A 24,989-nucleotide genomic window follows, 5' to 3' on the forward strand; every position below is an offset into this window, starting at 1 on the left:
CTTGGAAGGTGAGCCAGGGTGGGGGCGCCAGGACGGAGCCTGAGCGACTACGTAGCGTCCCCCCACCAGAAGCGCACCAGATACGGCGGTCAAGAGCGGTCGATGACGGGAGCTGCGGAAGGTCAGCGACTTGCCGCCAGTGCTCGTTTGCGCGGTCAATGGCGTGATCAGCACCGAACGCCCGGGATTCCCAAGCTCAGAGCGCGGGTTCGATTCCCGTCACCCGCTCCAGCACAAAGCCCCAGGCCAGCCTCCCGTTCTAGTGGTGAGTAATTGTCAAGACCTGTGGATTGGCGACCCAGCGGGGAGACTGAGGTTGAGTCTCCCGTAGGGGGAGGCGCGAGAGTGCGGGCATGGACGGCGACACGCTCTTCACGATCGGTGACCTGGCCCGGCGGACCGGGCTGACCGTCAAGACCATCCGGTTCTACTCCGACACCGGGATCGTGCCGCCGACAGACCGCAGCCCGGCTGGCTACCGGCTCTACGACATCGGCGCGCTCACACGTCTGGACCTAGTGCGCACCCTGCGTGACCTGGGCCTCGACCTTGCTGTCATCCGGCAGGTGCTGGACCGGGAGGTCTCGGTGCCCGAGGTCGCGGCCGCGCACGCCGATGCCCTGGAGGTGCAGATCCGCACTCTGCGACTGCGGCGCGCTGTGCTGCGCGCGGTGGCCAAACGCGGCTCCAGCCCCGAGGAGATGGACTTCATGCACAAGCTCGCCAAGCTTTCCGACGACGAACGCCGACGCCTGATCACCGACTTCATCGACGACACGTTCGGTGGGCTCGACGCCAACGCCGACTTTGTCGACATGATGCGCTCGGCCATGCCCGAACTGCCGGACGACCCTGAACCCGAGCAGATCGACGCCTGGGTGGAACTCGCCGAGCTCGCTCAGGACCCCGACTTCCGCGCCGCCGTCCGCCGGATGGCGGAGTATCAGGCAGCCGAGCGCGCCCAAGGCGACGTCACCGGCTTGCACCACGACCTCACCGAAACCGTCCGCGACAGCGTCGGCCGCGCGCTCGATGCCGGCATCGCTCCGGCCTCGGCCGAGGCCGCACCCACCATCGACGCTCTTACCGCCCGCTACGCGCAGACCTTCAGCCGCGCCGACGACGCCGACTTGCGCCACTGGCTGCTGACACGCCTGGAGATCGCCGGCGACCCCCGCGCGGAACGCTACTGGCACCTGCTGGCCGTCATCAACGGATGGCCCGTCCCGCCCAGCTTGGCACCGGTATTCACGTGGTTCACGCAAGCCTTGCGCGCCCACACCGGACAGCAGTCCCGCGTGCAGTAGTCCCGCGCCTGGCAGCCGGCCCGATCCTCGCGGCTTCGATCATGCCGCGAGGGTCTCGGGGCGTTCGACAAGGCGGCCGCCCTCGAAGCGGGCTCCGGCGCGGACGAGGGCGACGAGGTGGGGTGCGTTCACCGCGCGCCACCGCTGCTGGGCGGACTCGACGAGTTTAAAGACCATGGCCAGGGCAGCGATGCGGGAGCCGGCACCGCGGGTGACCTTGGTCCGCAGCCGGACGGTGGAAGAGGTCGACTCGATGGGGTTCGTGGTCCGCAGGTGGATCCGGTGCTTAGGTATTGAGCATTGCTCTCTAGTGGTCGTCGCAACACCCCAGCTCAAGGGATGCGATGGACTTCAAGATTCGAGAGAACCGAGGGCCCCAGAGGAGTCGCCGTCTGACTCGTGAGCCGGAGGCATACTCCCAGCTCATGAAGCAGGGCACAGCAACGCGGAAGCCTGCCGGGTCCTCGGTATCAACCGGCGGACCGGCAAGAGATGGCGCAACGGCTGGCACACGCCGAACAGCGGGAAGCCGAAGCCTCCGATCCACATGGCGGCTTCGGCTTCTTCCGGCCCGTCCAGGTACCTGCGCGACGAGGATCGCATCCACATAGCCGACCGGCTGCGGGAGAAGGCGTCGATCCGCACTATCGCCACAGAGCTGGGCCGCAGTCCGTCCACCATCAGTCGGGAGATACGCCCCCTACGGCGCCCTGTGGCGGGGCACCCAGTGGACCTACCGGCCCCACGCCGCACACCGCCGCGCGGAACAGCGCCGTCTCCGCCCCAAGCCCGGGAAGATCGGCCAGAACACCGAGCTACGCGAGTTCATCCAGTGCCACCTCGCCATGCGGTGGAGCCCTGAACAGATCTGTCACGCTCTGCGCAGGCTCTTTCCCGGCTGGCCGGAGATGTACGTGGCGCACGAGACGATCTACCAGGCCCTCTACGGCGTCGGCACTACTGGTAGCAGGGCGGCGACGCCGTTCGGCCCCGTCTGAGACAGGCGCAGGCGCATGAGGCGTCAGGACGTGCCGCGGCGTTCCTGCCCTGTCTGCGGGCCTTCCGCGCCGATCGGGTGGGCTCGGCCGGTGCCGGTTCCGGTGTCGATGAGGATCTGATCGGCCGGCACGAGGTTGTCGGCGCGGACGGCCCGCGCCATCGCCGCGCGTGCCGCGTCCGGCGTCGCGTGCGGCGGGACCACCAACAGGGAGAAGAGGTCTCGATCGCCTCGGGTGACGAGGATGGTGTCATCACCCACCGGAAACGAGTCGATGTGCACGATCCGGTCGTCGATGATCAGTCGTGTCGGCAGTTCTTCCCATGCGTCGGAGTCCAGGCCGACGCGCACGACGGGCCCGAGGTATTCGGTCAGCGCGGTGACCAGGGCGGGAAGCTCAGCGCCTATATCGCGGGAACGGGGCCACCACGCACCGTCGAGATTGCTCTCACGGGTATGTGTCGTCACCAGTCGCAGCAGGGCCGTTCCGGGTTTCACGGCGTGGTGGATCGCGTCCGGCAGAAGATTCATTTCACGCGGGGTGTCGGCGTCGGACATGTTCTGCTCACCCTCCGCGGGGGTTCGGTGGGCGGTGGGCGGTGGGCCACCGGTTTCACCGAATACCGCCGGTTTCACCGACAACCGTCCCGTTTCACGGTACTCCGAGAGCCCGTGCCCAGGCTCATCCGCGCCCCGCTGATCCAGACCCGGGATTCCCGAGGAAGTGGCTGATCACGCGGGGGCTCAGCGGGCCACGCCCGGAGTACAGTAAAAACACCGGGAGTACTTCGCACACCGGCATCCGCGCGGGTGTCGTTCTCGGCGAGCGACAACACCGGGACGCGTGCCCAACCCTCACCCACGTGCGGGACGCACGCTGGGGCCGGATTGCGCGCGTCTCCGTGAACCCGGTCCACTGGCCGGTGATCCCGCGCAAGGCGCCGGTGATGACCGAGCGCACGGGGCACGTGGCTGGTTCACTGACGAGCAGGACCCGCACCGACCGATCCTGCTCTCCCGCACCGCGGGCCGGTGGGACCTTCTGGTGATCCCACCGCAGACAAGTGCGGCAGCCGCCGCCCGACTGATGTACGTCGCAGCGACCACGGGCGCCCTCCTCACCGCCAGCGGCCCGATGGCGAGCGGGACCGCCTCCGGGAATGATGGCCTTCTCCTGCCCCGGGCCGGTGGGCGCGAAGCGAAGCTCCACGCCCACCGCCACTTCCTCCTGATGAGCGAGGTCACCATGGACCCACGGGAAACACCCTCGGCAGGGCGCGCCGAGGTACGTATTGTCGCCGCGTGCCCCGAGGCCGCCCGTCAGGTCGCGGAGGTGCTCCGTCGTTGCTTCGCCGGCACCGAACAGCGGAGCTACCCCGCCGGCGCGGACGGCGGTACCCGGCTCCATCTCACCGTGGACACCACGCACACGGCAGAACCGGCGCGGTCCTGGCTGCTGGCGAGTCGGTCCTCCGGGCAAGGTCCCACACAGACCGACGAAGTCTGAAGGAATGCCCCTGAGCGGGTGCGGGTACGGGTACGAGCAAGGGCCTGCCTCTGCGCCAGGGCCCTTGTGCCGATGTGCCGACGTCGGCGCGACGGCAGGGAGCACGCCATACATGAACGGCAGTGTCACCGGCGCGCTGCAAGCGATCTACTGCGGTTCAAGGCATGCCGAGGTCATGCCCGTCGTTCGGACCGCAGTGGCGCTCCCACCGCGTGGAGATGGCGCAGTGCCTGTCGGTACGAGTCCACCAAGCCCGTCTGTGCGTAGGGCAGGGCGAGCTCGGCACAGTAGGCACGGATCAGGGGCTGGGCCGCCGGCAGAGCGGTTCGGGGCATGCTGGGGAACAGGTGGTGCTCGATCTGGTAGTTCAGGCCGCCGAGCACGAAGTCGATGACACGCCCGCCCCGTACGTTGCGCGAGGTGAGGACTTGGCCGCGCAGGAAGTCCGGTCGGTCATGCTCCCCCGGCATCGCCATCCCCTTGTGGTTGGGGGCAAAGGAAACTCCCATGTACAGGCCGAAAAGGGCCTGCTGGAGCATGACGAACGCCAGCGCCTTCAGCGGCGAAAGGACCAGGAGCACAACGGTGAGATAGGCCGCCACGTGCACGAGCAGCGCCAGTACCTCGACCGCGAGAGGAGCGGGAGCACTCGTCCGGCCCCTGCGCAGCGCCCGGAATGTGGCCACATGCAGTGCCCAGCCCTCCAGCAGCAGCATGGGGAAGAACAGGGCAGCCTGGTGACGGGTGACGAAACCCGCCACCCCCGTGCGCCCACGAGCCTCGTGATCGATGAAGACCACGGCGCCGGTCTCGATGTCGGGGTCGCGGCCGATTTGGTTGGGATGGGCGTGGTGACGGTTGTGCTTGGCCACCCACCATCCGAATCCGAGGCCGATGAAGAGATTGCCGAACACCAGGCCTGTTGCGTCGTTTGCCCGCTTGCCGTGGAACAGCTGGCGGTGGCCCGCTTCATGGCCGCGGAACCCGCACTGGGTGAAGGCGAAGGCCAACACCGCGGCGACGGTCAGCTGCCACCAGGAGTCGCCGATCAGGAGGAAGGCCGCCCAGCCACCGGTCAGGAGGAACAGCGTGACAGCCAGCGCCGTGACGGAACGCAGTGGCCGGTGCCGCAGCAGTCCCGCGCTTCTGACCTGGCGGGAGAGCGCCGCGTAGTCACTGCCTGGGGATCGATCACGGACCGTCGTAGACCCGCCCGGGATGTTTCCGGAGGGCTCGCCCCGTGGAGCCGAAGGGCTTGAGGAAGGCGAGGAGGTTTCAGCCGGCCCCGCGCCGGCGCCGGGGTGCTGAATGAAGTCTGAGGACGCCATGGATCTCGATCCTGATCGGTGTCAGCTGTCAGCACTCAGCTGTCAGCGGCACGCGGATGCGGGCAGTTCGTGCGGTGCCGTCGGAGCGGCAGCCCTCGCAGGCCACCGGGGAGGGGACAGCCATCGTGCGGATCAGCGGTTCGCTTGGCCGGTGCTCGGACCACGTCGTCCGTAGCCCTGACGCGGACGCCTTGAGCTGTGTATACGCCCTTCCCGAGCCCGTGGATCAGGATCGTGTCGTGAAGCGCAAAGGATCGTGAATCGCGAAGGACGGCTGGCTATGGCGGGGCAACCGCCATTCCGGATCGCCCTTGGTCCTCTTCACCGTACTCCCCGCACGCCGAGCAGGTATGTTCCCCCGCGTTCCGGCGGCCGCAAACCTCGATCCGGCGGAGGTTCGAACGCCACCCTGGGTGGGGCTGAGGCGCCGGTCGGCATGACATCCTCTGCAACCTGACGGGTTCCGTCGAGTGACGTCACCTGCGCGTGAAGCGAGAGAGAACCATCCGACCGGACCTCCGCATACGCGCCCACGGGTACGCTGCGTCCGCCATGCAATTCGGCCAGCAATGCGCGCTCGGCCCGTACCTGGGCGTCGACTACGAGATACCCCGCAGTGGACAGGATCTCCTGAATCGCCTTGCTGTCCTCTCGGACCTGAATACCGAGGGCGCCTTGACCCGGCGACGGCGGAAAGAGATCGACTGGCAGAACCACGGCGTCAAGGCCCATGGTCTCGATCTTCCGGCGAGCGTGGACCCGCACAGGGCATCGCGTGCGTCCTCTTTGTCAGGAGTTGACCGCCGTGGATCGCCATTGATGTGCCATTGTGCGGACCGATTGTCGGGTCAGTTCCTGCCGGCATCGGCCTTGACGTCTTCCATTGCGGCCGTCTGTGGTGGCTTGGCGGGGTGGAGCACGGAGCGGGCCGTGTCGGTGTCGAAGTCGTTCTCCCATCTGCCGATGACGATGGTGGCGACGGCGTTGCCCAGGACGTTGATGAAGACACGGCCCTCGTTGAGGATGCGGTCGACGCCGACGATGAGTGAGAGGGCGGCCAGAGGGATGTGGCCGACCGCTGTGACGGTGCTGGCCAGGACGATGAACGCGCCTCCGGCGATGCCCGCGGTGCCCTTGCTGGTGAGCATCATGACGCCCACCATGACGAGTTGCTGCTGCCAGGAGAGGTCGATGCCGACCGCCTGGGCCAGGAACATGGAGGCCATCGTCAGATAGACCGCGGAGCCGTCGAGGTTGAAGGAGAACCCGGAGGGGATGACGATGCCCACCACGGGGCGGCCGATGCCGAGGGTCTCCAGCTTGCGCACCAGCTGCGGCAGGACGGCCTCGCTGGAACAGGTGCTCAGGGCCACGAGCAGCTCGGCCTTGAGGAACCGGATGAGGGCGAACAGGCTCAGCCCGCAGGCACGCATGATGGCGCCCAGCACCACCAGGACGTAGACGACGCAGGTCGCGGTGAACAGGATGATGAGGTAGCCGAGTTGTTTCAGGCTCTCGGCTCCATAGGTGGCGACCACCGTGGCGAGGGCACCGAAGGTGCCGACCGGGGCCAGGCGCATGACCCAGCCCACGATGCGGAAGACCACATCGGACAGGGCGCGGATGCCGTCGACGAGTGGGGCCGCCTGTTCGCCGGACATGTTCAGCGCGACACCGAACACGATCGACACCATCAGGGCGGCCAGGATCGCGTCACCGGTGATCGCCCCGAACAGCGAGGCGGGGATCAGCGAGGAGACGAATCCGGTGAAGGTGGCGTGTTCCTGGGCGGTCTCGGGCACGTCGTCGGCGTTCAGCGTCGAGGGGTCGACATGCAGGCCGCTGCCGGGATGGAAGACGTTGGCGACCACCAGTCCGATGAGCATGGAGGCGAGCGACAGCACGAGGAAGTAGCCGATCGCTTTCACGCCGATGCGGCCCGCTTTACGCAGGTTGTCCATGGAGGCGATGCCGGTGGCCACCACACAGAAGACGACCGGAATCACGATCATCTTGACCAGCGCGATGAACCAGTCGTTGAGCGGCTTGAGGCTCTCCCCGAAGCCGGGCGCGACGATACCGACGGCGACCCCGAGGGCAGCGGCCAGCACCACCTGGAACCACAGCTCACGCATCAGTCGGCTCAGCCGCGATCGCCGCGGGCGGCCGGGGGTGACGGTGGTGGATGTCATCGTTGGTGCTCCCTTGCACGACGATGGTGAAAAGTCCCTGTCCCGTGGGGGGTTGGGGGGAGGCGACATCGACCGCGTCCCCATGGGTGACGTGCACGGCGTACGGACCCTTCCGCTCCGCCGGCTGGGCTCAGCTGTGCAGGTCGCGGAGCACCTTGTAGAAGTCGGCCTTGCGCTCGAACCCGATGCCGGGAGTGTCGGTGAGCGCGACCCGGCCCTTCTCGACGACGGCGTCATCGGCGAAGCCGCCGGTGGGCTGGAACTCTCCCGGGTAGGACTCGTTGCCGCCGAGCTTGAGGGCGGCGGCGATGTGCAGGGAGAACTGGTGTCCGCCGTGCGGAACGCAGCGGCGGGAGGACCAGCCGTGCCGGCGCAGCATGTCCTGGATGCGCACGTACTCGACCAGGCCGTAAGCGAGGGCGGGGTCGACCTGGATGATGTCGCGGTCGGGGCGCATGCCGCCGTAACGGATCAGGTTGCGGGCGTCTTGCAGGGAGAACAGGTTCTCGCCGGTGGCGATCCGGCCGGAGTAGTGCTCGGCGACCACGGCGTTGAGCCGGTAGTCCAGGGGGTCGCCGATCTCCTCGTACCAGAACAGACCGTACGGCTCGATGGCCCGTCCGTACTCCAGGGCGGTGGGGAGATCGAAGCGGCCGTTGACGTCGACGGCCAGCCGGGAGCCGTCCCCGTCCAGGACGTCGATGACGGCCTCGATGCGTCGCAGGTCCTCGGCCAGGTCGGCGCCGCCGATCTTCATCTTGACGACGTCGTAGCCGAGGTCGAGGAAGCCGCGCATCTCGTCCTGGAGGTCGGTGAGGGTCTTGCCTGGGGCGTAGTAGCCGCCGGCGGCGTAGACGAACACGGAGTCGTCGGGCCGGCCGTCGCCGTAACGCTCCGACAGCCACCGGTACAGCGGCTTGTCCGCGATCTTGGAAGCGAGGTCGAACAGCGCCATGTCGACCACGCCGACCGCCACTGAGCGCTCCCCGTGCCCTCCGGGCTTCTCGTTGCGCATCATGATCTCCCACGCCCTGGCGGGATCCAGCTCGCCCTGTTCGTCCAGCAGGCTGCCGGGCTCGGCGTCCATCAGGCGCGGCAGTACGCGCCGACGCAGGATCTCGCCCGCGCTGTAGCGGCCGTTGGAGTTGAAGCCGTAGCCCACGACCGGCTTTCCATCACGGATGACGTCACTGACGATCGCCACGATCGAGCAGTCCATCGTGCTGAAGTCGATCCAGGCGTTGCGGATCGACGAACTGATCGGGACGACGCCCTCGTAGACAGCAGTGATCTTCATCTGGCCTCTCTCATATCTTATAAGTTGCAAGCGGTGCTAGAGTGAGGCGCCTGAACAGGCACTGTCAAGGGGTCACCGGCCCGGGAAGGATTCGCAGGGGGCGATGGCAGGTCCGAACCTATTCCTCAGCAAGAGCGATCTCGCCTACGCCGAACTCCGCAGCCGGATCCTCTCCGGCAGCCTGGCGGCCGGTTCGCGGCTGGCACAGTACGATCTCGCCGAGTCCCTCAACATGAGCATCACGCCGCTGCGCGAGGCCATCCGCCGCCTCAGCAGCGAGGGTCTCCTCGATGTCGACACCCATCGCGACGTCCGCGTGTCCGCCATGAACTCGGACGAGGCGCGCCAGCTCTTCGAAGTCCGCCTCTCCCTGGACCCGACCGCCGCCGAACTCGCCGCGGCGCGGCGCACCGGCGATGACATTGCCGCCATGGAGGCCGCGGTCGAAAACCTGCTCCCGGTCACGCGCCAGTGGGGCGAGGAAGCGCTCACGGCGCACCGCACTTTCCACCAGGCGCTCTACCGGGCATCGCACAACGACATCCTCATCCGCCTCCTGGACGACCTGTGGGACAAGTCCGACCGCTACCGCCGCCTGGGCCTCGAACTCCCGCCCGGCGACGAGCCCCGCACCCGTGACCTCGAAGAGCATCACCGCCTCGTCGTCCTCATCGCGGACGGCCGGGCCGCCGAGGCCGGCCAGCTCATGCGCGACCACATCACCCACAGCCTCACCGCCACCGCCATCAGCGCCCTCGAAGACCGCGAGAGCCATCGGCACGGCTGACTCGAGAGCGGTGGCGGTGGCGATGACGCAGGCCCAGGGCGGCGGCCTGGGCAAGGCGCCTTCACGGATGAAGAGCTGGCCGAAGCCCGTGCCAAGGTCTTCGGCACTGCCGACCGTGCCGGCCATACGGATGCCGCGTGAGTAGCCACCTTGAGACCGTCGTCCTGGACTCCCAGGGGCTGTCCGCCTGGGTTGCCCAGGACCGCAAAGTTCTCGCGATGTTCCAGGTGTTCCACGAGATGGGAGCCGATCTCGTCGTCCGCGCCGAGGCGGCACTACGCCAGCCGCCGCCGGTCGCCGTAGTCACCTCCGACACCGACGATATGGCCAAGCTCTGCGATGACCGCGTGCGCCTGATCGCCCTGTGAGGTGCGGGCCTCTCAGGACAGGTGGGGGCTTCAGAGGGGTAGATCAACAACCGGCTCGGCCAGGTCGCCCGGCCCGGCCCAACGACCCTGCGGGCACGGCGACTGATGGCGCGTCAGCGCTTCGTTAGTGGGGCGCTAATGGAACGGTAGCGGTCAGCGGCAGGGTGGGTGGCACACCGAGCGAGACGTCGCCGGGCGCAATACTCCGCTGATGACGAAGAGGGTCATTCCATGCTTATCAACCGCTCCCGGATCCGTACGTTCGCCGGTGCGAGTCTGCTGGTGACGGCCGCGATGTTCGCCACCGCTTGCCAGAACTCGGATGACACGAGCAGTGGGTCCGGTGACTCGTCCGCCTCCGCCGAGGCCACGGCCAAGGCCTCGACCGGGGCGGAGGACGGCAAGGACAACGCCTCCGGCTCAAACGACAACGCCTCCGGCTCAGAGGCCGGGTCCTCCGAGGGGAAGGACAAGGGGTCCCAGGATGGTTCCGGCGCCGACACCGGGAATGGTGAGCGGGGCAAGGTCGGGCAGACGTGCGGGGCCAATGACATCTCCTGGAGCACCAGGCTGGAGACGCAGGCCGGTGGATACATCCTGGTCATCGCGAAGGCCAAGCCGGGGATCACCTGCACTCTGCCCGCCGGGCTTCCCACGGTGGCCTTCGGGTCGGGCGGCATCGAGGCGGGGCCCGCGGAACAGGCCGTCGGGCCCGCGATCACGCTGGGCAAGGGGACGAGGGCCTACGCCGGGGTGAACCCCAAGACCACCAAGGAAAACGGTGGCAAGGAGTTCGAAAGCGTCATCGTCGGGATCGGTAATGAGGACCCCAACCCGGTCTCCCTGCCGGTCGGCCACACCACCGTGGAAGAGCCCATCGTCACCAACTGGCACACCTCCGCCGCGGACGCCGTCCCCTTCGATGGAACGGACCAGTAGCCCATAGAGGGGTCGGCTCTGCGCCGCGGTTTTCTTGCAGCACCAACATGAGGAGTTCGTAGATGCTTCGCAAAAGGTCACGTCTGATCGCCGCGCCGATCGCGGCTGTCGCCCTGACCCTGACTGTCGCCGGCTACCACGCCAGTGCGGCCGGGTCGTCACCGTCGGGTGGCGCGGAACAGCCGGGGAAGGTCACCAAGGCGGCGGGCCCGTGTCTGGCCGATGCCACGACGCTGGTCGGCGATCTCGACGGTGACGGCAACCCGGACAAGATCGCGAATCCTGGGCACACCGGCACCAAGATGACGATCCAGTGGGGGACCGCGGACGGCTCGTTCGGCGCGAAGCAGTCCGTCAGCGAACTTCTCGGCGCGAAGAAGGGGGAGGTCGCCTCCGCCGCGGTCGCCGACTTCCGACACGACGGCACCCTGGACATGATCGTCAACATCGTCGAGCCGTCCGGCGGGGACGACCCCTCGACGGCGCGCCTCGCGGAGTACCGCCCCGGCCCGCTCAAGCGGTCGAACCTGGGCTCCGCCGACTCCCGGCACTCCGACATCGGCGACCACGGCGAGGTCCAGCAGCTCCGGATCGCCAACTACGGCGACGACCCGTACCCGGACCTCGCGATCCTCAACAACTCCGGTGACGGGCAGCTGGACCGGGATGTGCGTCTGTCGTACGCGGGCAGCGGCCCCGGGGACTTCGACTACGCGCTGAAGCAGAAGTACGGCGAGTTCGGGAGCACGGCCGAGCCGCCGGCCATGCCCAGCGACGGTTGGAAGCAGTTCTACGAGCCCTGCTCCTGATCCTGACCGCGACGGGGCGCCGCCGGGGCCTGTGGGCACCGGCGGCGCCCCGTTGGCGGGGGTGGGCAGCCGCGATCCGCACTCCGCCTCGCGGCGGCCGGGCCCGGGGAGTCAGGATCGCCTCGGCAGCGACCGCGACGACCGCGAGCTGTCGCGACTCGCACGCGGTGGCCATGCCGCGTCGGAAGCCGATCGGGGTGTCCTCCCCCTCACCAAGGGTGATGCGCTCACAGTGCGCGTGCTCTCCTTCGGCGGATTCAGCGGACATCGCGTGGTCCGTACGGAGCGGCGTACAGGACTACGACGCGCTCAGGCGCCCGTCAGGCGTTCCGCCAGCAGAAGACCGCCCATGCCGATCATCATGGCCTGGGTAGCCGTGCCGTCCACCGATCGGTGGACGGGAAGTTCAACCGGGTACCTCTGTCGGCCAACCGCGCTGCCCGGCAAGGCTTTCGGGCATGAAATCACTCACTGTGCGCATGGCGCGCTGGAGCGCTCGGCACCCCTGGCGGGCCATCCTCGGCTGGCTGGTGTTCGTGGCGCTGTGCCTGGGGGTCGGCAGTGCCGTCGGGACACACAGCGCGACGACGGCCGACTACCGGGTCGGCGAGGCCGGGCGGGCGGAGGCGATGGCCGCCGAGGGGGGCCTGGAGCGCCGGGCCACCGAGCAGGTGCTGATCTCCGCCCGGTCGGGCGCCCTCGACCGGGACGCGGCCGAAGCCGCCGCCGGGAAGCTGACCGCCCGGATGGAGCGGCTGCCCGAGGTCGCGGGCGTCGCCGACCCGCTGCTGTCCGGGGATCGCCGGATCCTCATGGTCGAGGTGGCGCTGAAGGGCGAGGAGCGGGACGCGAAGGACAAGGTCGACGCGCTGACCGGACAGACCGGCGCCGTGGCGAAGGCGTATCCGGAGCTGCGGCTGGAGGAGACCGGAAGTCCCTCCATCAGCAAGGGGGTCGACCAGCAGCGCGGCGACGACCTGGCACTCTCCGAGAAGATCACGCTTCCCATCACCCTGATCACCCTGCTGGTCGTCTTCGGGTCCGTGACCATGGCGGGGGTGCCGCTGCTGCTCGCGCTGTCGTCGATCGCGGCGGCCATCGGGCTCTCGATGGTGGCCTCCCATGTGTCCCCCGACGCCGGGGTCGGCACGAACGTCATCCTGATGATCGGCCTCGCGGTCGGCGTCGACTACACGCTTTTCTACCTCAAGCGGGAGCGCGAGGAGCGCGCCCGCTCGGGCGGCCGGCTGAGCTCAGAGGCGCTGGTGGACATGGCCGCGGCGACCTCGGGCCGGGCCGTCGTGATCTCCGGGCTCGCGGTCGTGGCCTCCACCGCGACGCTGTATCTCGCCTCGGACGTCATCTTCTCCTCGCTGGCCACCGGCACGATCGTGGTCGTCCTGGTCGCGGTGGCCAGCTCGCTGACGGCGCTGCCCGCGATGCTCGTCAAGCTGGGAGAACGGGAGGAGCGCAGGGCGCGGCGCCGTGCCGAGCGGGGAAAGCCCGCGCGCCGGGCCCGGGGCAACGGCGGAGGCCGCGTATGGGCCGCTCTGCTGCGCCCCGCGAGCCGGCACCCCCTGGCCACTCTGTGCGTGTCGGTACTCGCCCTGCTCGCGCTCGTCATCCCGTTGGCCGGGTTGAAGATCACGGAGATGAGCCGGGACACCCACTCCCGCGACATCGCCGCCATGCGGGTGTACGACCGGCTCAACGAGGCGTTCCCGGACCAGCGGGTCACCCACCAGGTCGTCGTACGTGCCGGCGCCAAGCAATCCGGCGAGGTCGGCGGGGCGCTGCGGGAGGTGGCCCGGCGCGCCGACGCCGACCCGCTGTTCTCCGGCGCCTCGCGGGTGCGGACCTCCGCCGACCACCGGATCAGTACGCTCGAGCTGAAGGTGCCGTACCTGGGCAACTCCGACCAGGCGTACGACTCCCTCGACCACCTGCGTGAGGACTATCTGCCCGCGACCGTCGGCCGGGTCGACGGGGCGGAGTTCGGAGTGAGTGGCGACGTCGCCCGGTACGCCGACTATCCCGCGCACCAGAACGGCAAACTCCCGCTGGTCCTCGGGGCGTTGCTGCTGGTGACCTTCGCGATGACCGCGTACGCCTTCCGCTCGCTGGTGCTGGCGCTGATCGGGGTCCTGCTGAATGTGCTGTCCGCGGCGGCCGCGCTCGGTCTGCTCGTCCTGGTCTTCCAGGGGACCTGGGCCGAGGGGCTGCTGGACTTCCACTCCACCGGTTCGATCGGGTCGCGCGTACCGCTGTTCCTCTTCGTGATCCTCTTCGGGCTCTCGATGGACTACCAGGTGTTCGTGGTGAGCCGGATCAGGGAGGCCGTACTCGCGGGCGCGTCCACGAGGCAGGCCGTGCTGGACGGCATCCGGAGGTCGGCGAGTGTGGTGACGAGCGCCGCGGTGGTGATGACGACCGTCTTCGTGAGCTTCGTCTTCCTCCACATCATCGAGATGAAGCAGATCGGCTTCGTCCTCGCGGCGGCCGTGCTGCTCGACGCCTTCATCGTCCGGATCATGGTCCTTCCGTCGGCGATGCTGCTGCTCGGTGAGGCGAGCTGGTGGCCGTCGCGGGCGGCGGGTCGCGCGACAGAGCGGGCAGCGGCTTCGGCCGACTCGGCCGACGGACGACCGGCGGTCGACGTACGTTGATCGGTATGACCGCTCTCGCCACCCCCTTGGCCGACGCCTTCTGGGCCACGTCGCTGCGCCGGTGGAACGCCGTGTGCTGGGTGCTGTTCGGTGCGATGGCCGTCGGCCTGGTGACGACGGTCCCGGCCAGCGGGAGCAAGTACGAGGCGCTCGCGCTGCTCAGCTCCGTGGTGCTGTGCTACGCGGTGCTCGACCGCTTCCCCGGGAACCCCGTCGTACGGCCGCGGGTCTATCTCTCGGCGCTCGTGCTCGCGCTCGGCGGGCTGGCCTATCTGGGCAGCAGCTATGCGGCGCTGTTCATGGTGACGCTGCCGCACTACTGGATGTTCGGGCGCACCCCGCGGGTCTCGATGGGGTTCCTCGGGCTGGCCACCGGTGCCACGCTGGCCGGGAGCCTGATCCGGCAGGGCTGGACCGCGGAGTTCTTCGGCGAGACGATGGTGTCCACCCTGATCGTGGTCGCGGTGGGCGTACTGATCGGCCTGTGGGCGCACTCGGTCGTCGCACAGAGCAGTGAACGGGCGCGGCTGATCGAGGAGTTGGAGCGCACGCAGGCGCAGCTGTCCGAGGCTCACCAGCGGCAGGGCGCGGCGGACGAACGGGAACGCATCGCACGGGACATCCACGACACGCTCGCGCAGGGCTTCGCGTCGATCATCGTGCTCGCGGAGGCGGCCCAGGCGGGCATTCACCACGATCCGGTGACCAGCGCCCACCAACTGCGGTCGATCGAGTCCACCGCCCGGGAGAACCTCGCCGAGGCCCGGGAGTTGGTCGGCTCGGCACGGCAGCCCGGCCCCGGGCAGGTGGCGAAAGGCTCGGTGGCGCAGACCCTGCGCCGTACGCTGGACCGCTTCGCGGAGGACACCGGGCTGGCGGTGGACGCCGACCTGGCGGACCTCGAATGCGATCAGCAGACCCGTATCGCGCTGCTGCGCTGCACCCAGGAGTCCCTGGCCAATGTGCGCAAACACGCGCGCGCGTCCATGGTCGGCGTGGTGCTGGCGCGGCGTCCGCACGGAGTGGAGCTGGAGATCACCGACGACGGAACCGGGTTCCTGGTCGGGGAGTCGGCGGGCTTCGGACTCGACGGCATGCGCAAGCGACTGGCGGAGCTGGGCGGGAGGCTCACGGTGACGAGTTCGGTGGGCGACGGGACGCGGATCCTGGCGATGATCCCCATGGCGGGCGAGGTGGAGGCATGAGGGACATGGGCGAGGTAGGTCTGCGGATCGTGGTCGTGGACGATCACACCGTGATGCGGGCCGGGGTGATCGCCCTGCTCGCCGCCGAGGACAGCATCGAGATCGTCGGCGAGGCGGGTGACGGACGCGCGGCGCTCGAACTCGTCGAGCGGTACGACCCCGACGTGGCCCTGGTCGATCTGCGGATGCCCGTGCTGGACGGGGTGGCGACGACGGCCGAGATCGTCGCCCGCCATCCGCGCACCCGGGTGCTGATCCTGACGACGTACGACACCGACACGGAGATCGAGCGCGGGGTGGAGGCCGGTGCCATCGGCTATCTGCTCAAGGACACCACCCGCGAGCAGCTCGTCGACGCCATCCACGCGGCGGCACGGGGCGAGACGGTGCTCGCCCCCCGGGTCGCGGAGAAGCTGGTGGCGCGGATGCGGCGGCCCGTTCAGGACCCGCTGACCGAGCGCGAGACGGACGTCCTCAACGCCGTGGCGGACGGTCTCACCAACGCCGAGATCGGACGACGCCTCGTGATCGCCGAGGCCACGGTGAAGACGCATCTGCTCCGGCTGTTCGCCAAGCTCGATGTGAACGACCGGACGAGGGCGGTGGTGGTGGCCATGGAGAGGGGGATCCTGGAACGGCCTTAGCGGGCCACGCCGCAGAGACCGGCGCCCCGATCGAACGGGCGGCCCTCTACAGAGGGTTCTTCCGCAGCCAGGTCAGCACCTGGTCCGCGTGCTCGTTCGGCGGGAAGATCGGATAGAAGACGTACTCGATCGCGCCGTCGCGGATGATCAGCGTCAGCCGCTTGTAGAGCGTCAGCCCGCTCACCTCGAACGTGGGCAGACCGAGCGTCCGCGCGAGGTTCCGCGTGGGGTCGGAGAGCATCTCGAACGGCAGGTGGAGCCGCTCCACGACCTCGCGCTGATAGTCGGTTTCCTGGCTGGACAGCCCGAACACCCGGACCGCGCCGGCCGTGAGCAGTTCCTGGTAGTGGTCGCGGAAGCCGCACGCCTCGGGCGTACAGCCGCGCGCGCCGGGGATCGCGTTCCAGCCCTCGGGCAGGTCGGTGCCCGGACGGCCGGTGAGCGGGTAGACGTAGATCACCGTACGGCCCGGGCCGAGGGCGTCGAGACGGACCGTCGTATCGCCGGTGCTGGGCAGTTCCAGGGGCGGCGCGGGCGTCCCGGGCAGATGGGCGGCCGCGCCGTCGTCCTCGGGTACGGGCAGGTCGGGCGGCAGGCTGGTGTAGTCGGTCATCAGGCGCTCTCCTTCGTCGGTGGCCGGGACACGGCTGTTGCGGTGGGCGGCCTGCTGAAGGTGGGTGATCAGCGCCGCCCGGCGCGCGGTGAGTCCAGCGATGCGCCGGGAGAGCTCGTCGATCGCCTCCCGGTACTCGGCCAGTGAGGCCGGGCAGTCATCGGCGTGCTGATGGCCGACCGCGAGGCAGTCCAGGAACGGCCGGGTGCGCTCAACGGGCAGCCCGAGCCCGCTGAGCGCCCGGATCTCCCGCACGAGCCGCACATCGTGCTCGCCGTAGTCCCGGTAGCTGTTGGCCAGCCGCTCGGGCGTCAGCAGCCCCAGCGATTCGTAGTAGCGCACCGCTTTGGTCGTCACACCCGCCCGCCGGGCCAGCTCGCCGATTCGCACGTCTCTCACCTCGAAGAACGCTAAACCTTGCCCCCGAGGGTAAGGTCAAGACGGCGTGCCGATGCCCCTGGGCAGTGCATCGTCGGTGGCGGCCCAGCTGCTGCTCACACCGATCTCCACCCGGTTCGCGCGATCGGTCGGCCTCAGGGCGTCGATCACGGGCGGGCTCTTGCTGATGGCCAGCGGAATGATCGTCCTGACGGTGCTGCCCGCGACGGCGCCGGTCTGGGCCGTGTCCGCCCTGATGATCCCCGTCGGTCTCGGCGGCCCGCTGATCATGCCGCCGCCGGCCGCGCATCTGCTCGATCATGTGCCCGGCCATCGCGCGGGCGTCGCCAGCGGAATCCTCAACACCGCCCGCCAGATCGGCGGCACTCTGGCCGTCGCCGTCTTCGGCTCCCTGCTGGCGGACCACGGCCACGCGGAATTCCTGCACGGTCCGCGCACCAGCCTGGTCATCACCGTCGTCGTCCTGCTGGCGACCACGGCGGCGACCCCGCTGCCGTCCCTTCACCGCTCGTCGGACGTTGGTCCGGTCATGCGCTTCCGGTAGTGGACGCGGTCGTACTGGCCGTCCTGGCGGCGCTCCGTCACCTCGTATCCGTGCCTCGGGTAGATCTCCTGGTTCTCCCACATGAGGGCGTTGGTGTAGAGCCGGATCTCCGGCAGGCCGAGGGCGCGTGCGTGGGCTTCGGCGAAGGTGAGCAGATGCCTGCCCACGCCTCGGCGGTGGGCTTCGGGGTGTACGGCGATGTTCTCCAGGACGAGGTGGTCGGGCTCGGCCACCAGGACCAGCACGCCCACGACCGGGTCGCCGGTGACGAAGACGCGACCCGCCGCGATGTCGGCCGCGTGGTCGGCGTCCATGGGCGCCGGGCGGAGTCCGATCCGGGCGACGTAGGGGCGGTATGCCGCGTCGACCACGGCCTTCACGGCGTCGGCTTCGGCGGCCGTCGCGAAGCGGATGTGGTGGTCCATGGCTCCACAGTGTGCGGCATACGGACGTCGAGGTGTACTGGTCGCGGGGGTTAGATGTGCTGGTCGCGGGGGTCAGGCGGCTGGTCGCCGGCGGGGCAGGCGGCTGGTCGCCGGGGGGCAGGCGGCTGGTCGCCGGGGCCGCGTCGGTCAGGCGGGCTGGTCGCGGGTCCTCGGGGGTACGGCGTCGGTCAGGCGGGCTGACCGCGGGGGCCACGGCGGGTTTGGGCCAGCCATTCCGGGGCCGGTTCGGGGTCGCCGTACGCGTCGTGCCAGTTCCACCACTCGTACGGCGGGGTCTGGGGGTAGCCCTCGGGCGAGTCCTCCCACGTCTCCTGCCGCCCGAGCGCGGTCATGTCGAGGTAGCTCCAAGTGCTGCCCAGCGCCTCGTCGCCGCGGGCGTTGATGAAGTAGGTGCGGAACACGCGGTCGCCGTCGCGGATGAACGCGTTCGTGCCGTGCCACTCGTCCACGTCGAAGTCGGCGTCGAAGTCGTCGGTGATCGTGTACCACGGCATCTTCCAGCCCATCCGCGCCTTCACCCGCTCGATCTCCGGCTGCGGGGCGCGCGAGGCGAAGACGAGGGTGGTGTCGCGGGCATTGAGGTGGGCGAGGTGGCCGACGTGGTCGGCGACCATGGAGCAGCCGCGGCAGGCGTGCTCGGGCCAGCCGTAGACGATGGGCTCGAAGAAGGCGCGGTAGAGGATCAGCTGACGACGCCCCGCGAACAGGTCGAGCAGGCTCACTCTGCCCTCGGGTCCGTCGAACGCGTACGCCTTCTCCACCGCCAGCCACGGCATCCGCCGCCGCTTGGCGGCCAGTGCGTCACGGGCGCGGGTCAGCTGCTTCTCCTCCCTGAGCAGCCGCTGACGCGCGGCCTCCCACTCCTGCGCCGAAACGATCGGGGGTGTCTCCATCGTGACGTTCACCTTCCAGTCCGGTTCGCACTCCGCCCCCCGCCATCCAGGGTCGGCCGTCGTGGACGAGGGCGCACGCCGGTGCGCCGGAAGGTGAACGTTCGATCGATCAGGCAGTCTCGTTACTCATAGCAAAGCCCCAGGCCAGCGGCCCGGGGATGCTTTGCTGTCTGTGGTTGTCGAGATCCCTGCGACGGTGTGCGCGCCTACTTGCCGGTGCCGACCGGGTCCACCTTGATGGCGGAGGCGGAGCCGTCGGTGACGGGGACGTTGATGCTCACGGGGAGGGAGTGGGCGTGGGTCTCGTTGGGCGGGGTGACGACGAGGGTGGTGAAGGTCTCGCCGCTGCCGCCGGAGTTGTTCGGCGGGTAGTAGAGCGTGAAGCGGGTCTCCTCGCCCGGCTTGACCTTGGTCTTCGGCGCCGCGAGGTCGCTGCGCTCGGCGCTGATCGAGCCGTTCTTGCTCTTGAGGTCCACGCCGGGGAAGCCCTGGAGGGTGCAGGGGGCGGACCCGTTGTTCTTGAGGTCGACGATCAGCGTGCCCTCACCCATGCCGTGCGAGCTCCTGAACCCCAGCTGCGAGGTCTTGCAGGCGCCCGCACCGGCGCCGCCACCGCCGCCCGCACCGCCATTGCCCTGGTCGCCTCCGGCCGAACCCGAGGAGCCCCCGTTCGAGGAGCCACCGTCCGACGAGCCCCCGTTCGACGAGCCGGAGGAGCCGGAGCCCGAGGAGCCCGAGGAGCCCGAGTCCGAGGAGTCGCTCGCGGCCGAGGAGGACGAGCTTCCGCTGGCGTCCGTGTTGTCCTGGCACGCGGTCAGACCGAGCGCGGCGACAGCGACGACCGCCGCGGCGGCGACCTTGCGTGCATGGCGAAGGGTGGTGGTGCGGTGCGACATCAGTCCCCCTGTTGTCGTGGGCTTCGACCCCGTTCGCCGGGGCCGTGACAACAAGACTGTCCGCCGCCGCTGACGATCTACTGCCGCGTCACTAACGCTCTGTTAACGGGCTGGCAATGCTCTGACCTCGCGCTTTGTCGTCCCGGACGCCTTGTAGAACGAACTCGCGCAATATGGGGGTGAGTTATGGCATGCACCGCATCGCCCTTTTTGTCTGACCGGGTGTCACGGGCGCTGAATTGATCCGGAAAGGTCCCGAAAGTTTTCGGTGGCGAGATCCTGGAAGTGATCTCTCGACCTCTCCCTCCTATCGATCACTCTTGAATTCGATCAATCAGGACGGGGTTGAACAGGAGATACTTCCCCTCAAGAGATCACCATCCAGAGCAGAATTTCCGTAATCCTTGCGGAAACTGTTGACACCCCACGGCGTCGGTCCAACACTGACGCACCAACAGGCCCCCACCACAACCGAGGAGGAGGAAGCATGCACCGGGACGACACCCCCGCCCGGCCGATCAGCCGCAGGAACTTAATCGGCCGGGCCGGCGCCCTGACGCTGGTCACGTCCGGGCTGACGCTGCCCAGTATCGGAACCGCGAGCGCCGACACGACCATCACCACGAACCAAACCGGCACCAACAACGGCTTCTACTATTCGTTCTGGACCGACGGCGGTGGGTCGGTCTCCATGACGCTTTCGTCAGGCGGCAGTTACCGGACCTCGTGGACCAACTGCGGGAATTTCGTGTGCGGTAAGGGCTGGAGCAACGGCGGCCGCAGGAACGTGCAGTACTCGGGCAGCTTCAACCCGTCCGGCAACGGATATCTGTGTCTCTACGGGTGGACCTCAAACCCGCTCGTGGAGTACTACGTCGTCGACAACTGGGGTACATACCGGCCCACGGGGACGTACAAGGGCACCGTCACCAGCGATGGCGGCACGTACGACATCTACCAGACGACGCGGTACAACGCCCCTTCGGTCGAGGGCGTCCGGACGTTCAACCAGTACTGGAGCGTCCGGCAGTCGAAGAAAACGGGCGGAACCATCACCACGGGCAATCACTTCGACGCATGGGCCCGTTCCGGAATGGGTCTGGGCACCTTCAAGTACTACATGATGCTCGCGACTGAGGGATATCAGAGCAGCGGGAATTCGAATCTCACCGTGAGCGGCTGAACGTCCTGACCAGACACGGGCCAATTCGCTTGGCCCGCTCCTCCGGAAGCCCCAGGCAGGCGGCCTGGGGCTTCTTTCTTGTCCGGACCACTCCAGGGGGAGGGAACCGACGCGAGTTGAACGAAAGTCCGTGTCCGAAACCCGCACAAGAGATCAACGGGGGGGTGCCTCTATGTCTTTCGTCAAGCGAGGCGGGGGGTTCTGGGTTCGTAGAAGGTGCCGTCGCGGAGCATGGCGAACAGCACGCTGATGCGGTGGCGGGCCAGGCGGAGGAGGGCTTGTGTGTGGGTCTTTCCTCGGGCCCGGCACCGGTCGTAGTAGGAACGGGAGGCGGGATCGTGCAGGGCGGCGAACGCGGACAGGAACATGGCCCGTTTGAGCTGTCGGTTGCCGCCTCTGGGCGCGTGTTCGCCGTGGATCGAGGTGCCCGACGACTTCGTTGTCGGGGCGAGGCCGGCGTAGGAGGCCAGGTGGGCGGCGGTGGGGAAGCTGGTGCCGTCGCCGACGGTGACCAGCAAGGTGGCGGCGGTCCTGACCGCGACCCCCGGCATCGAGGTCAGGACCTGGGAAAGAGGGTGCTCCTCCAGGAGGGCCGCAATCTGCGCTTCCAGAGCTTGCCGCTGTTCGTGAACGGCGGCGAGCGAGCGGGCCAGCGAGGGGATCACGACGTCGAGGGTGCCCGTGCCGGGGACGGTGACGGTCTGCTCGTCGAGTGCGTCGAAGACTTCGTCGATCAGGCGCTGGGCCATGCGTGGGGCCTTGGGCCGGATCACCTCGATCAGTCTGCGTCGACCGGCCTTTCGCAGGGCGGACGGGGATCCGTAGCGTTCCAGCAGCCAGGTCACAGCATGGTGGTCCAGGCGGGGTCCGAGGACGCGCTCCAGGCTGGGGTGGAACTGGGTGAGCAGGCCGCGTATCCGGTTGGAGGTGCGGGTGGCCTCGGCTGCCAGGTCCTGGTCGAAGCCGACCAGCACGGTCAGTTCGGCGGTGATCTCGTCGGTCACCTGAAGCGAGCGCAGGGTGTGCGGCATGGTGCGGGCTGCGTCCGCGATCACCGCGGCGTCCTTGGCGTCGGTCTTTGCCTCTCCCGGGTAGAGGTCGGCGATTCGCCGCATGGACAGGCCCGGCAGGTAGGCGACCTGGCAGCCGGTGTCCCGGGCGACCGTCAGGGGCAGGGCTCCGATCGAGGCGGGCTGGTCCACGATCACCAGCACGGTGCCGAACTTCGCGGCCAGCTTGTCGAAGACGGCCCGCAGCTTGGGCTCGCTGTTGGGCAGCTGCTTGTCGAAGACCTTCTTGCCGGCCGGGGTGAGGCCGTGCCCGTGGTGGGCGCTCTTGCCGACGTCCAGGCCGAGGAAGACGCCCACGTCGTCGATGTCGTCCAACCCATCCTCCCAAAGCGGGGTTCGTGCGGTGCTGGCCAGGGCTTCGGGGCCGTACGCGCGCATCCACGTTATGCAGACCTGCCGCCCGCAAGCGGCCTGGCGTTGCGCCAGGCCGGGCGGTAGTCGGACCTCTCATCAGCGTCTCCAACGGCACCCCTCGGGTCCGGTGACACCACCCCCCAGGTCATCCCTTCGACAGGGGGGAACAGTCATGCCGGGCCCGGAGGCCAGCGGTCCCCTTGCAGGACCGCGAAGAAGATAACGGGGGACGCCATGTCGGCGTTGAGCACGATCCGGCTGTCGTGCCGGGTGGGCGCCGGGTTCCACGGCTCCGGTCGTGGTGATGCTGCTTGTAGGGACGGGACGCTGTTGGTCAGCCAGGGTTGGGGAGGGTAGCGAGCCGGGCGAGTGCGCTGGTGATCACGTTGGTCCAGGGCCAGTGTGCTGCGATGCGGAGGATGCGGCGGCGTCCGGTGGTGACGAGCTGGGTAGCGGTGGAGAACAGTCGCAGGCGCAGGCGGCGGGGTTCCCAGAGCCGGGCGGCGCTGGTCAGGGCGAGCATCGGCATCCAGGCCGGCAGGTCCGGTCAGGCAGTCGCTGCCTGCGTCGATCTCGGCGGTCCAGGTGCCGTCGCGGATCTCACCGTCCGGCTCGACAGCCGGAGTCCACGCCGAGGCCGGGACCTTCAAAACGGCTTGATGGATGGCATCGGTGATGGTCATGCCGACCGAGTACGACAGCCACCGCCGCGCTGGGCGAGCCAGGCCACGAACTCATGGGTGCCGCCGCCGGAGTCGGTGCGGATCAGTGTCTGACGCCCCCGCCGGAGACGTTTCGGCAGCTGGACCAAGGCCAGTTTCGTGGCCTCGATGTGGTCGGCGGCGGTGTCGGAGCCCGCATTGCCGGGCCGCAGCAGCTGTCCGCCGAGCACCGCATGACCATCGGGACTTCTCAGCGACCTCCCGCCCTTGGCGATCGGTTCTCCGGACCGGATGAGGACCTTGTGCTGCCCTACGGGTGCGTGGCGATGGGTGAACCGTTCGCGATCAGGGTTCGTTGGAGGTCAGCAGTACAGAGTTTGGGAACGAGAGTAGGCACACACAGTGGAGGACGAGCGGGCTGCCGGAACCCCCGAGCAGCATCGGACGCGACGTACTGTCAGCGACTTTGGCGGTCCGGGGCCGGTCGGACGGCAATCCAGCAACGATGACGCAGTACAAGAAGGAGGTCGCGTTCCGTCCCGCCCGGAAATGCAGGCGAACGACCGCGATCTGTCGGACAGGAGTCTGACGGCGCGGCCCGTGCATAGCTTCAACGTCGTCGTGAGCAGCGCGGACATCTTCGTGGTGCGCGGCCTGCATTGGATGGTTGAGCACCAGCTGCGGAGCGATTCCTCAATAAGCGTGACCGAGGCCACTACGCTCACCGAGGCAGTTGCGGCGACTACGAAAAACCACCCAAGGGTCGTCGTTCTGGATATGGGGCGAACTCCGGCACAGTGCTTTGCCCATCTGCCTGCTCTCACCCAGTACAGCCAGGTTGTGCTGATCTCCAGGCGCCACGATGCGAACTTCGCACGGCTTGCGCGACATCGGGGAGCGGCTGAGGTCCTCGTGTACGACGAGTCGTCGGATGCTCATGTTGTGCGCGCTGTACAGATTGCCGCCGCAAGCACATCCTCGACGGGGAAGATCGCTTCTATTCCAAGCCCGTTGCCATCGGATGCGCGGAATATTGGTGGCACACTGCCGAGCCTGCCGAAACGGGCTAGTGGACCGCAACGCAATGCCGGCGCGCGCGCTCATCGATTGCATCTGGTGGGTGATCCGCCCGACCGGGCGTCCGGTGTGCAGGCGGCCTTGTCGCAGAGGGAAAGCGAAGTGATGAACCTGATTGCCGGTGGGCAAACCAACGGCGAGGTAGCTGCTTCTCTGGGGCTTACGGAGAAGACGGTCAAGAATCACATCAACCGCATCTTCTCGAAGCTCAATGTGCAGACACGCGTCCAGGCCGTGCTGGCATGGACTTCGGGAACTGACCATTAAGTATCCAGGTGTTGTAGCCATTCTTCTGAGTGGTCGCAGAGGTCTTGTTCATGGACACGATGTACGGCGAGTTGGGCCGGTCGTCATACACCTGCCTCATGCCGCATCGAGGATTTGTTGCAAGGTGGCGTCGACCTCCAGCCACGACTCCTCTTCGCCTACCGGAACTGCATCGTAGGTGCTCTCAAGGAACTCCTCGATCTCCGGCAGAGACATCCACATGGACGCCTGCTCTGCATCGGATCCCAACTGCAGCAGAACGAACTCCGGTGTGGCTGGAGTGATCTGCACATTCCCCAGGCCCGCTGGCACCAGCAACCCTTCTGCCAGCATGCTGCGGCTCAATACCCAAACCGACGGATGGCGGCTGTCCCGGATTTCCAGTTCCATAGCCACCGCATAAGGGTCCCTGGTGTCATACACCAGTCCCACGTCCACCGGTGCGGTTCCGTCCGGCTCGACGATTTCGAAAACCGTCTCTGCGCACACCCGCGTGTGAGGCTTTCCCATGGCTGTGGCTCCATCTTGGTAGTGGTGAC

The 24,989-nt window shown here is 68.2% G+C and carries 23 protein-coding genes and 4 pseudogenes; 14 read left to right on the forward strand and 13 right to left on the reverse strand.

The window, feature by feature from the left end:
* Positions 1-353 precede the first annotated feature (353 nt).
* Positions 354-1,307, forward strand: coding sequence for a MerR family transcriptional regulator (locus ACMTAK_RS24970; protein WP_413808275.1), 954 nt, complete (start codon positions 354-356; stop codon positions 1,305-1,307).
* A 39-nt stretch (positions 1,308-1,346) separates the two neighbouring features.
* On the opposite strand, the pseudogene ACMTAK_RS24975 reads toward ACMTAK_RS24970, so the two are convergent.
* Positions 1,347-1,595: pseudogene (locus tag ACMTAK_RS24975) on the reverse strand (IS256 family transposase); the annotation flags it as partial.
* Between the two features lie 56 nt (positions 1,596-1,651).
* Here ACMTAK_RS24975 and ACMTAK_RS24980 point away from each other — a divergent pair.
* Positions 1,652-2,263 (forward strand): annotated as a pseudogene (locus tag ACMTAK_RS24980) (transposase); the annotation flags it as partial.
* A gap of 65 nt (positions 2,264-2,328) precedes the next feature.
* On the opposite strand, the gene ACMTAK_RS24990 reads toward ACMTAK_RS24980, so the two are convergent.
* Entirely contained in the window at positions 2,329-2,862 is a 534-nt protein-coding gene (locus tag ACMTAK_RS24990; protein WP_413808277.1) for a DUF5994 family protein, read from the reverse strand.
* Positions 2,863-3,148: 286 nt separating this feature from the next.
* Here ACMTAK_RS24990 and ACMTAK_RS24995 point away from each other — a divergent pair.
* Positions 3,149-3,340: pseudogene (locus ACMTAK_RS24995) on the forward strand (hypothetical protein); the annotation flags it as partial.
* Between the two features lie 210 nt (positions 3,341-3,550).
* Positions 3,551-3,811 carry a hypothetical protein gene (locus tag ACMTAK_RS25000; RefSeq protein ID WP_413812979.1) on the forward strand — a complete coding sequence of 87 codons (261 nt, stop codon included), beginning with the start codon at positions 3,551-3,553 and terminating at the stop codon, positions 3,809-3,811.
* 173 nt (positions 3,812-3,984) lie between these two features.
* Here the strand turns inward: ACMTAK_RS25000 and ACMTAK_RS25005 are convergent, their stop codons facing one another.
* The 4 genes from ACMTAK_RS25005 to ACMTAK_RS25020 form a co-directional block, all read right to left on the reverse strand.
* A complete protein-coding gene (locus ACMTAK_RS25005; RefSeq protein ID WP_413808278.1) occupies positions 3,985-5,139 on the reverse strand; it encodes a fatty acid desaturase family protein in 1,155 nt (384 codons plus the stop codon).
* A 321-nt stretch (positions 5,140-5,460) separates the two neighbouring features.
* Positions 5,461-5,871, reverse strand: coding sequence for a hypothetical protein (locus ACMTAK_RS25010; RefSeq protein WP_413808279.1), 411 nt, complete (start codon positions 5,869-5,871; stop codon positions 5,461-5,463).
* Between the two features lie 116 nt (positions 5,872-5,987).
* Entirely contained in the window at positions 5,988-7,331 is a 1,344-nt protein-coding gene (locus ACMTAK_RS25015) for a cation:dicarboxylate symporter family transporter (RefSeq protein ID WP_413808280.1), read from the reverse strand.
* Between the two features lie 130 nt (positions 7,332-7,461).
* The gene (locus tag ACMTAK_RS25020; RefSeq protein WP_413808281.1) at positions 7,462-8,628 is read right to left on the reverse strand and encodes a mandelate racemase/muconate lactonizing enzyme family protein; all 1,167 of its coding nucleotides are present in this window, start codon (positions 8,626-8,628) and stop codon (positions 7,462-7,464) included.
* Between the two features lie 103 nt (positions 8,629-8,731).
* Between ACMTAK_RS25020 and ACMTAK_RS25025 the strand changes: the two genes are divergently transcribed.
* The 7 genes from ACMTAK_RS25025 (at position 8,732) to ACMTAK_RS25055 (ending at position 16,046) form a co-directional block, all read left to right on the forward strand.
* On the forward strand, positions 8,732-9,415 hold the full coding sequence (locus ACMTAK_RS25025; protein WP_413808282.1) for a GntR family transcriptional regulator: 684 nt from the start codon (positions 8,732-8,734) through the stop codon (positions 9,413-9,415).
* 137 nt (positions 9,416-9,552) lie between these two features.
* Complete coding sequence (locus tag ACMTAK_RS25030) at positions 9,553-9,783, forward strand: hypothetical protein (RefSeq protein WP_413808283.1); 231 nt, start codon at positions 9,553-9,555, stop codon at positions 9,781-9,783.
* Between the two features lie 231 nt (positions 9,784-10,014).
* A complete protein-coding gene (locus ACMTAK_RS25035; protein ID WP_413808284.1) occupies positions 10,015-10,722 on the forward strand; it encodes a DUF4232 domain-containing protein in 708 nt (235 codons plus the stop codon).
* A gap of 62 nt (positions 10,723-10,784) precedes the next feature.
* Positions 10,785-11,531, forward strand: coding sequence for an FG-GAP repeat domain-containing protein (locus tag ACMTAK_RS25040; RefSeq protein ID WP_413808285.1), 747 nt, complete (start codon positions 10,785-10,787; stop codon positions 11,529-11,531).
* 458 nt (positions 11,532-11,989) lie between these two features.
* Positions 11,990-14,197, forward strand: a complete 2,208-nt coding sequence (locus tag ACMTAK_RS25045; RefSeq protein ID WP_413808286.1) for an MMPL family transporter — start codon at positions 11,990-11,992, stop codon at positions 14,195-14,197.
* Positions 14,198-14,202: 5 nt separating this feature from the next.
* Entirely contained in the window at positions 14,203-15,402 is a 1,200-nt protein-coding gene (locus ACMTAK_RS25050; protein ID WP_413808287.1) for a sensor histidine kinase, read from the forward strand.
* Between the two features lie 5 nt (positions 15,403-15,407).
* Positions 15,408-16,046 (forward strand): response regulator, encoded by a 639-nt coding sequence (locus ACMTAK_RS25055; RefSeq protein WP_413808288.1) that lies wholly within the window; start codon positions 15,408-15,410, stop codon positions 16,044-16,046.
* A 46-nt stretch (positions 16,047-16,092) separates the two neighbouring features.
* On the opposite strand, the gene ACMTAK_RS25060 is transcribed toward ACMTAK_RS25055, so the two are convergent.
* Positions 16,093-17,049 (reverse strand): redoxin family protein, encoded by a 957-nt coding sequence (locus ACMTAK_RS25060; protein WP_413812980.1) that lies wholly within the window; start codon positions 17,047-17,049, stop codon positions 16,093-16,095.
* 61 nt (positions 17,050-17,110) lie between these two features.
* Here ACMTAK_RS25060 and ACMTAK_RS25065 point away from each other — a divergent pair, with 61 nt between their 5' ends.
* Entirely contained in the window at positions 17,111-17,602 is a 492-nt protein-coding gene (locus tag ACMTAK_RS25065; protein ID WP_413812981.1) for an MFS transporter, read from the forward strand.
* On the opposite strand, the gene ACMTAK_RS25070 is transcribed toward ACMTAK_RS25065, so the two are convergent.
* The 3 genes from ACMTAK_RS25070 to ACMTAK_RS25080 form a co-directional block, all read right to left on the reverse strand.
* Entirely contained in the window at positions 17,560-18,027 is a 468-nt protein-coding gene (locus ACMTAK_RS25070; protein WP_413808289.1) for a GNAT family N-acetyltransferase, read from the reverse strand. The two genes, ACMTAK_RS25065 and ACMTAK_RS25070, sit on opposite strands and share 43 nt — an antisense overlap.
* A 188-nt stretch (positions 18,028-18,215) precedes the next feature.
* Positions 18,216-18,941, reverse strand: coding sequence for a DUF899 domain-containing protein (locus ACMTAK_RS25075; protein ID WP_413808290.1), 726 nt, complete (start codon positions 18,939-18,941; stop codon positions 18,216-18,218).
* Between the two features lie 206 nt (positions 18,942-19,147).
* The gene (locus ACMTAK_RS25080; protein ID WP_413808291.1) at positions 19,148-19,837 is read right to left on the reverse strand and encodes a DUF4232 domain-containing protein; all 690 of its coding nucleotides are present in this window, start codon (positions 19,835-19,837) and stop codon (positions 19,148-19,150) included.
* Between the two features lie 487 nt (positions 19,838-20,324).
* Here ACMTAK_RS25080 and ACMTAK_RS25085 point away from each other — a divergent pair, with 487 nt between their 5' ends.
* A complete protein-coding gene (locus ACMTAK_RS25085) occupies positions 20,325-21,020 on the forward strand; it encodes a glycoside hydrolase family 11 protein (protein WP_413808292.1) in 696 nt (231 codons plus the stop codon).
* 182 nt (positions 21,021-21,202) lie between these two features.
* On the opposite strand, the gene ACMTAK_RS25090 is transcribed toward ACMTAK_RS25085, so the two are convergent.
* Together ACMTAK_RS25090 and ACMTAK_RS25095 are read right to left on the reverse strand one after the other, a co-directional pair.
* Positions 21,203-22,405: an IS110 family RNA-guided transposase gene (locus ACMTAK_RS25090; RefSeq protein WP_413807255.1), complete on the reverse strand. Its 1,203-nt coding sequence runs from the start codon at positions 22,403-22,405 to the stop codon at positions 21,203-21,205.
* A gap of 373 nt (positions 22,406-22,778) precedes the next feature.
* Positions 22,779-23,351: pseudogene (locus tag ACMTAK_RS25095) on the reverse strand (transposase); the annotation flags it as partial.
* Positions 23,352-23,508: 157 nt separating this feature from the next.
* On the opposite strand from ACMTAK_RS25095, the gene ACMTAK_RS25100 reads away from it, so the two are divergent.
* Positions 23,509-24,450 carry a LuxR C-terminal-related transcriptional regulator gene (locus tag ACMTAK_RS25100; RefSeq protein ID WP_413808293.1) on the forward strand — a complete coding sequence of 314 codons (942 nt, stop codon included), beginning with the start codon at positions 23,509-23,511 and terminating at the stop codon, positions 24,448-24,450.
* A 96-nt stretch (positions 24,451-24,546) separates the two neighbouring features.
* On the opposite strand, the gene ACMTAK_RS25105 is transcribed toward ACMTAK_RS25100, so the two are convergent.
* Positions 24,547-24,960 (reverse strand): SsgA family sporulation/cell division regulator, encoded by a 414-nt coding sequence (locus tag ACMTAK_RS25105; RefSeq protein WP_413808294.1) that lies wholly within the window; start codon positions 24,958-24,960, stop codon positions 24,547-24,549.
* Between the last annotated feature and the right edge of the window lie 29 nt (positions 24,961-24,989).

This window comes from Streptomyces lacaronensis, from assembly GCF_047337785.1.
In the GTDB taxonomy this organism is placed as follows: Bacteria; Actinomycetota; Actinomycetes; order Streptomycetales; family Streptomycetaceae; genus Streptomyces; species Streptomyces lycopersici.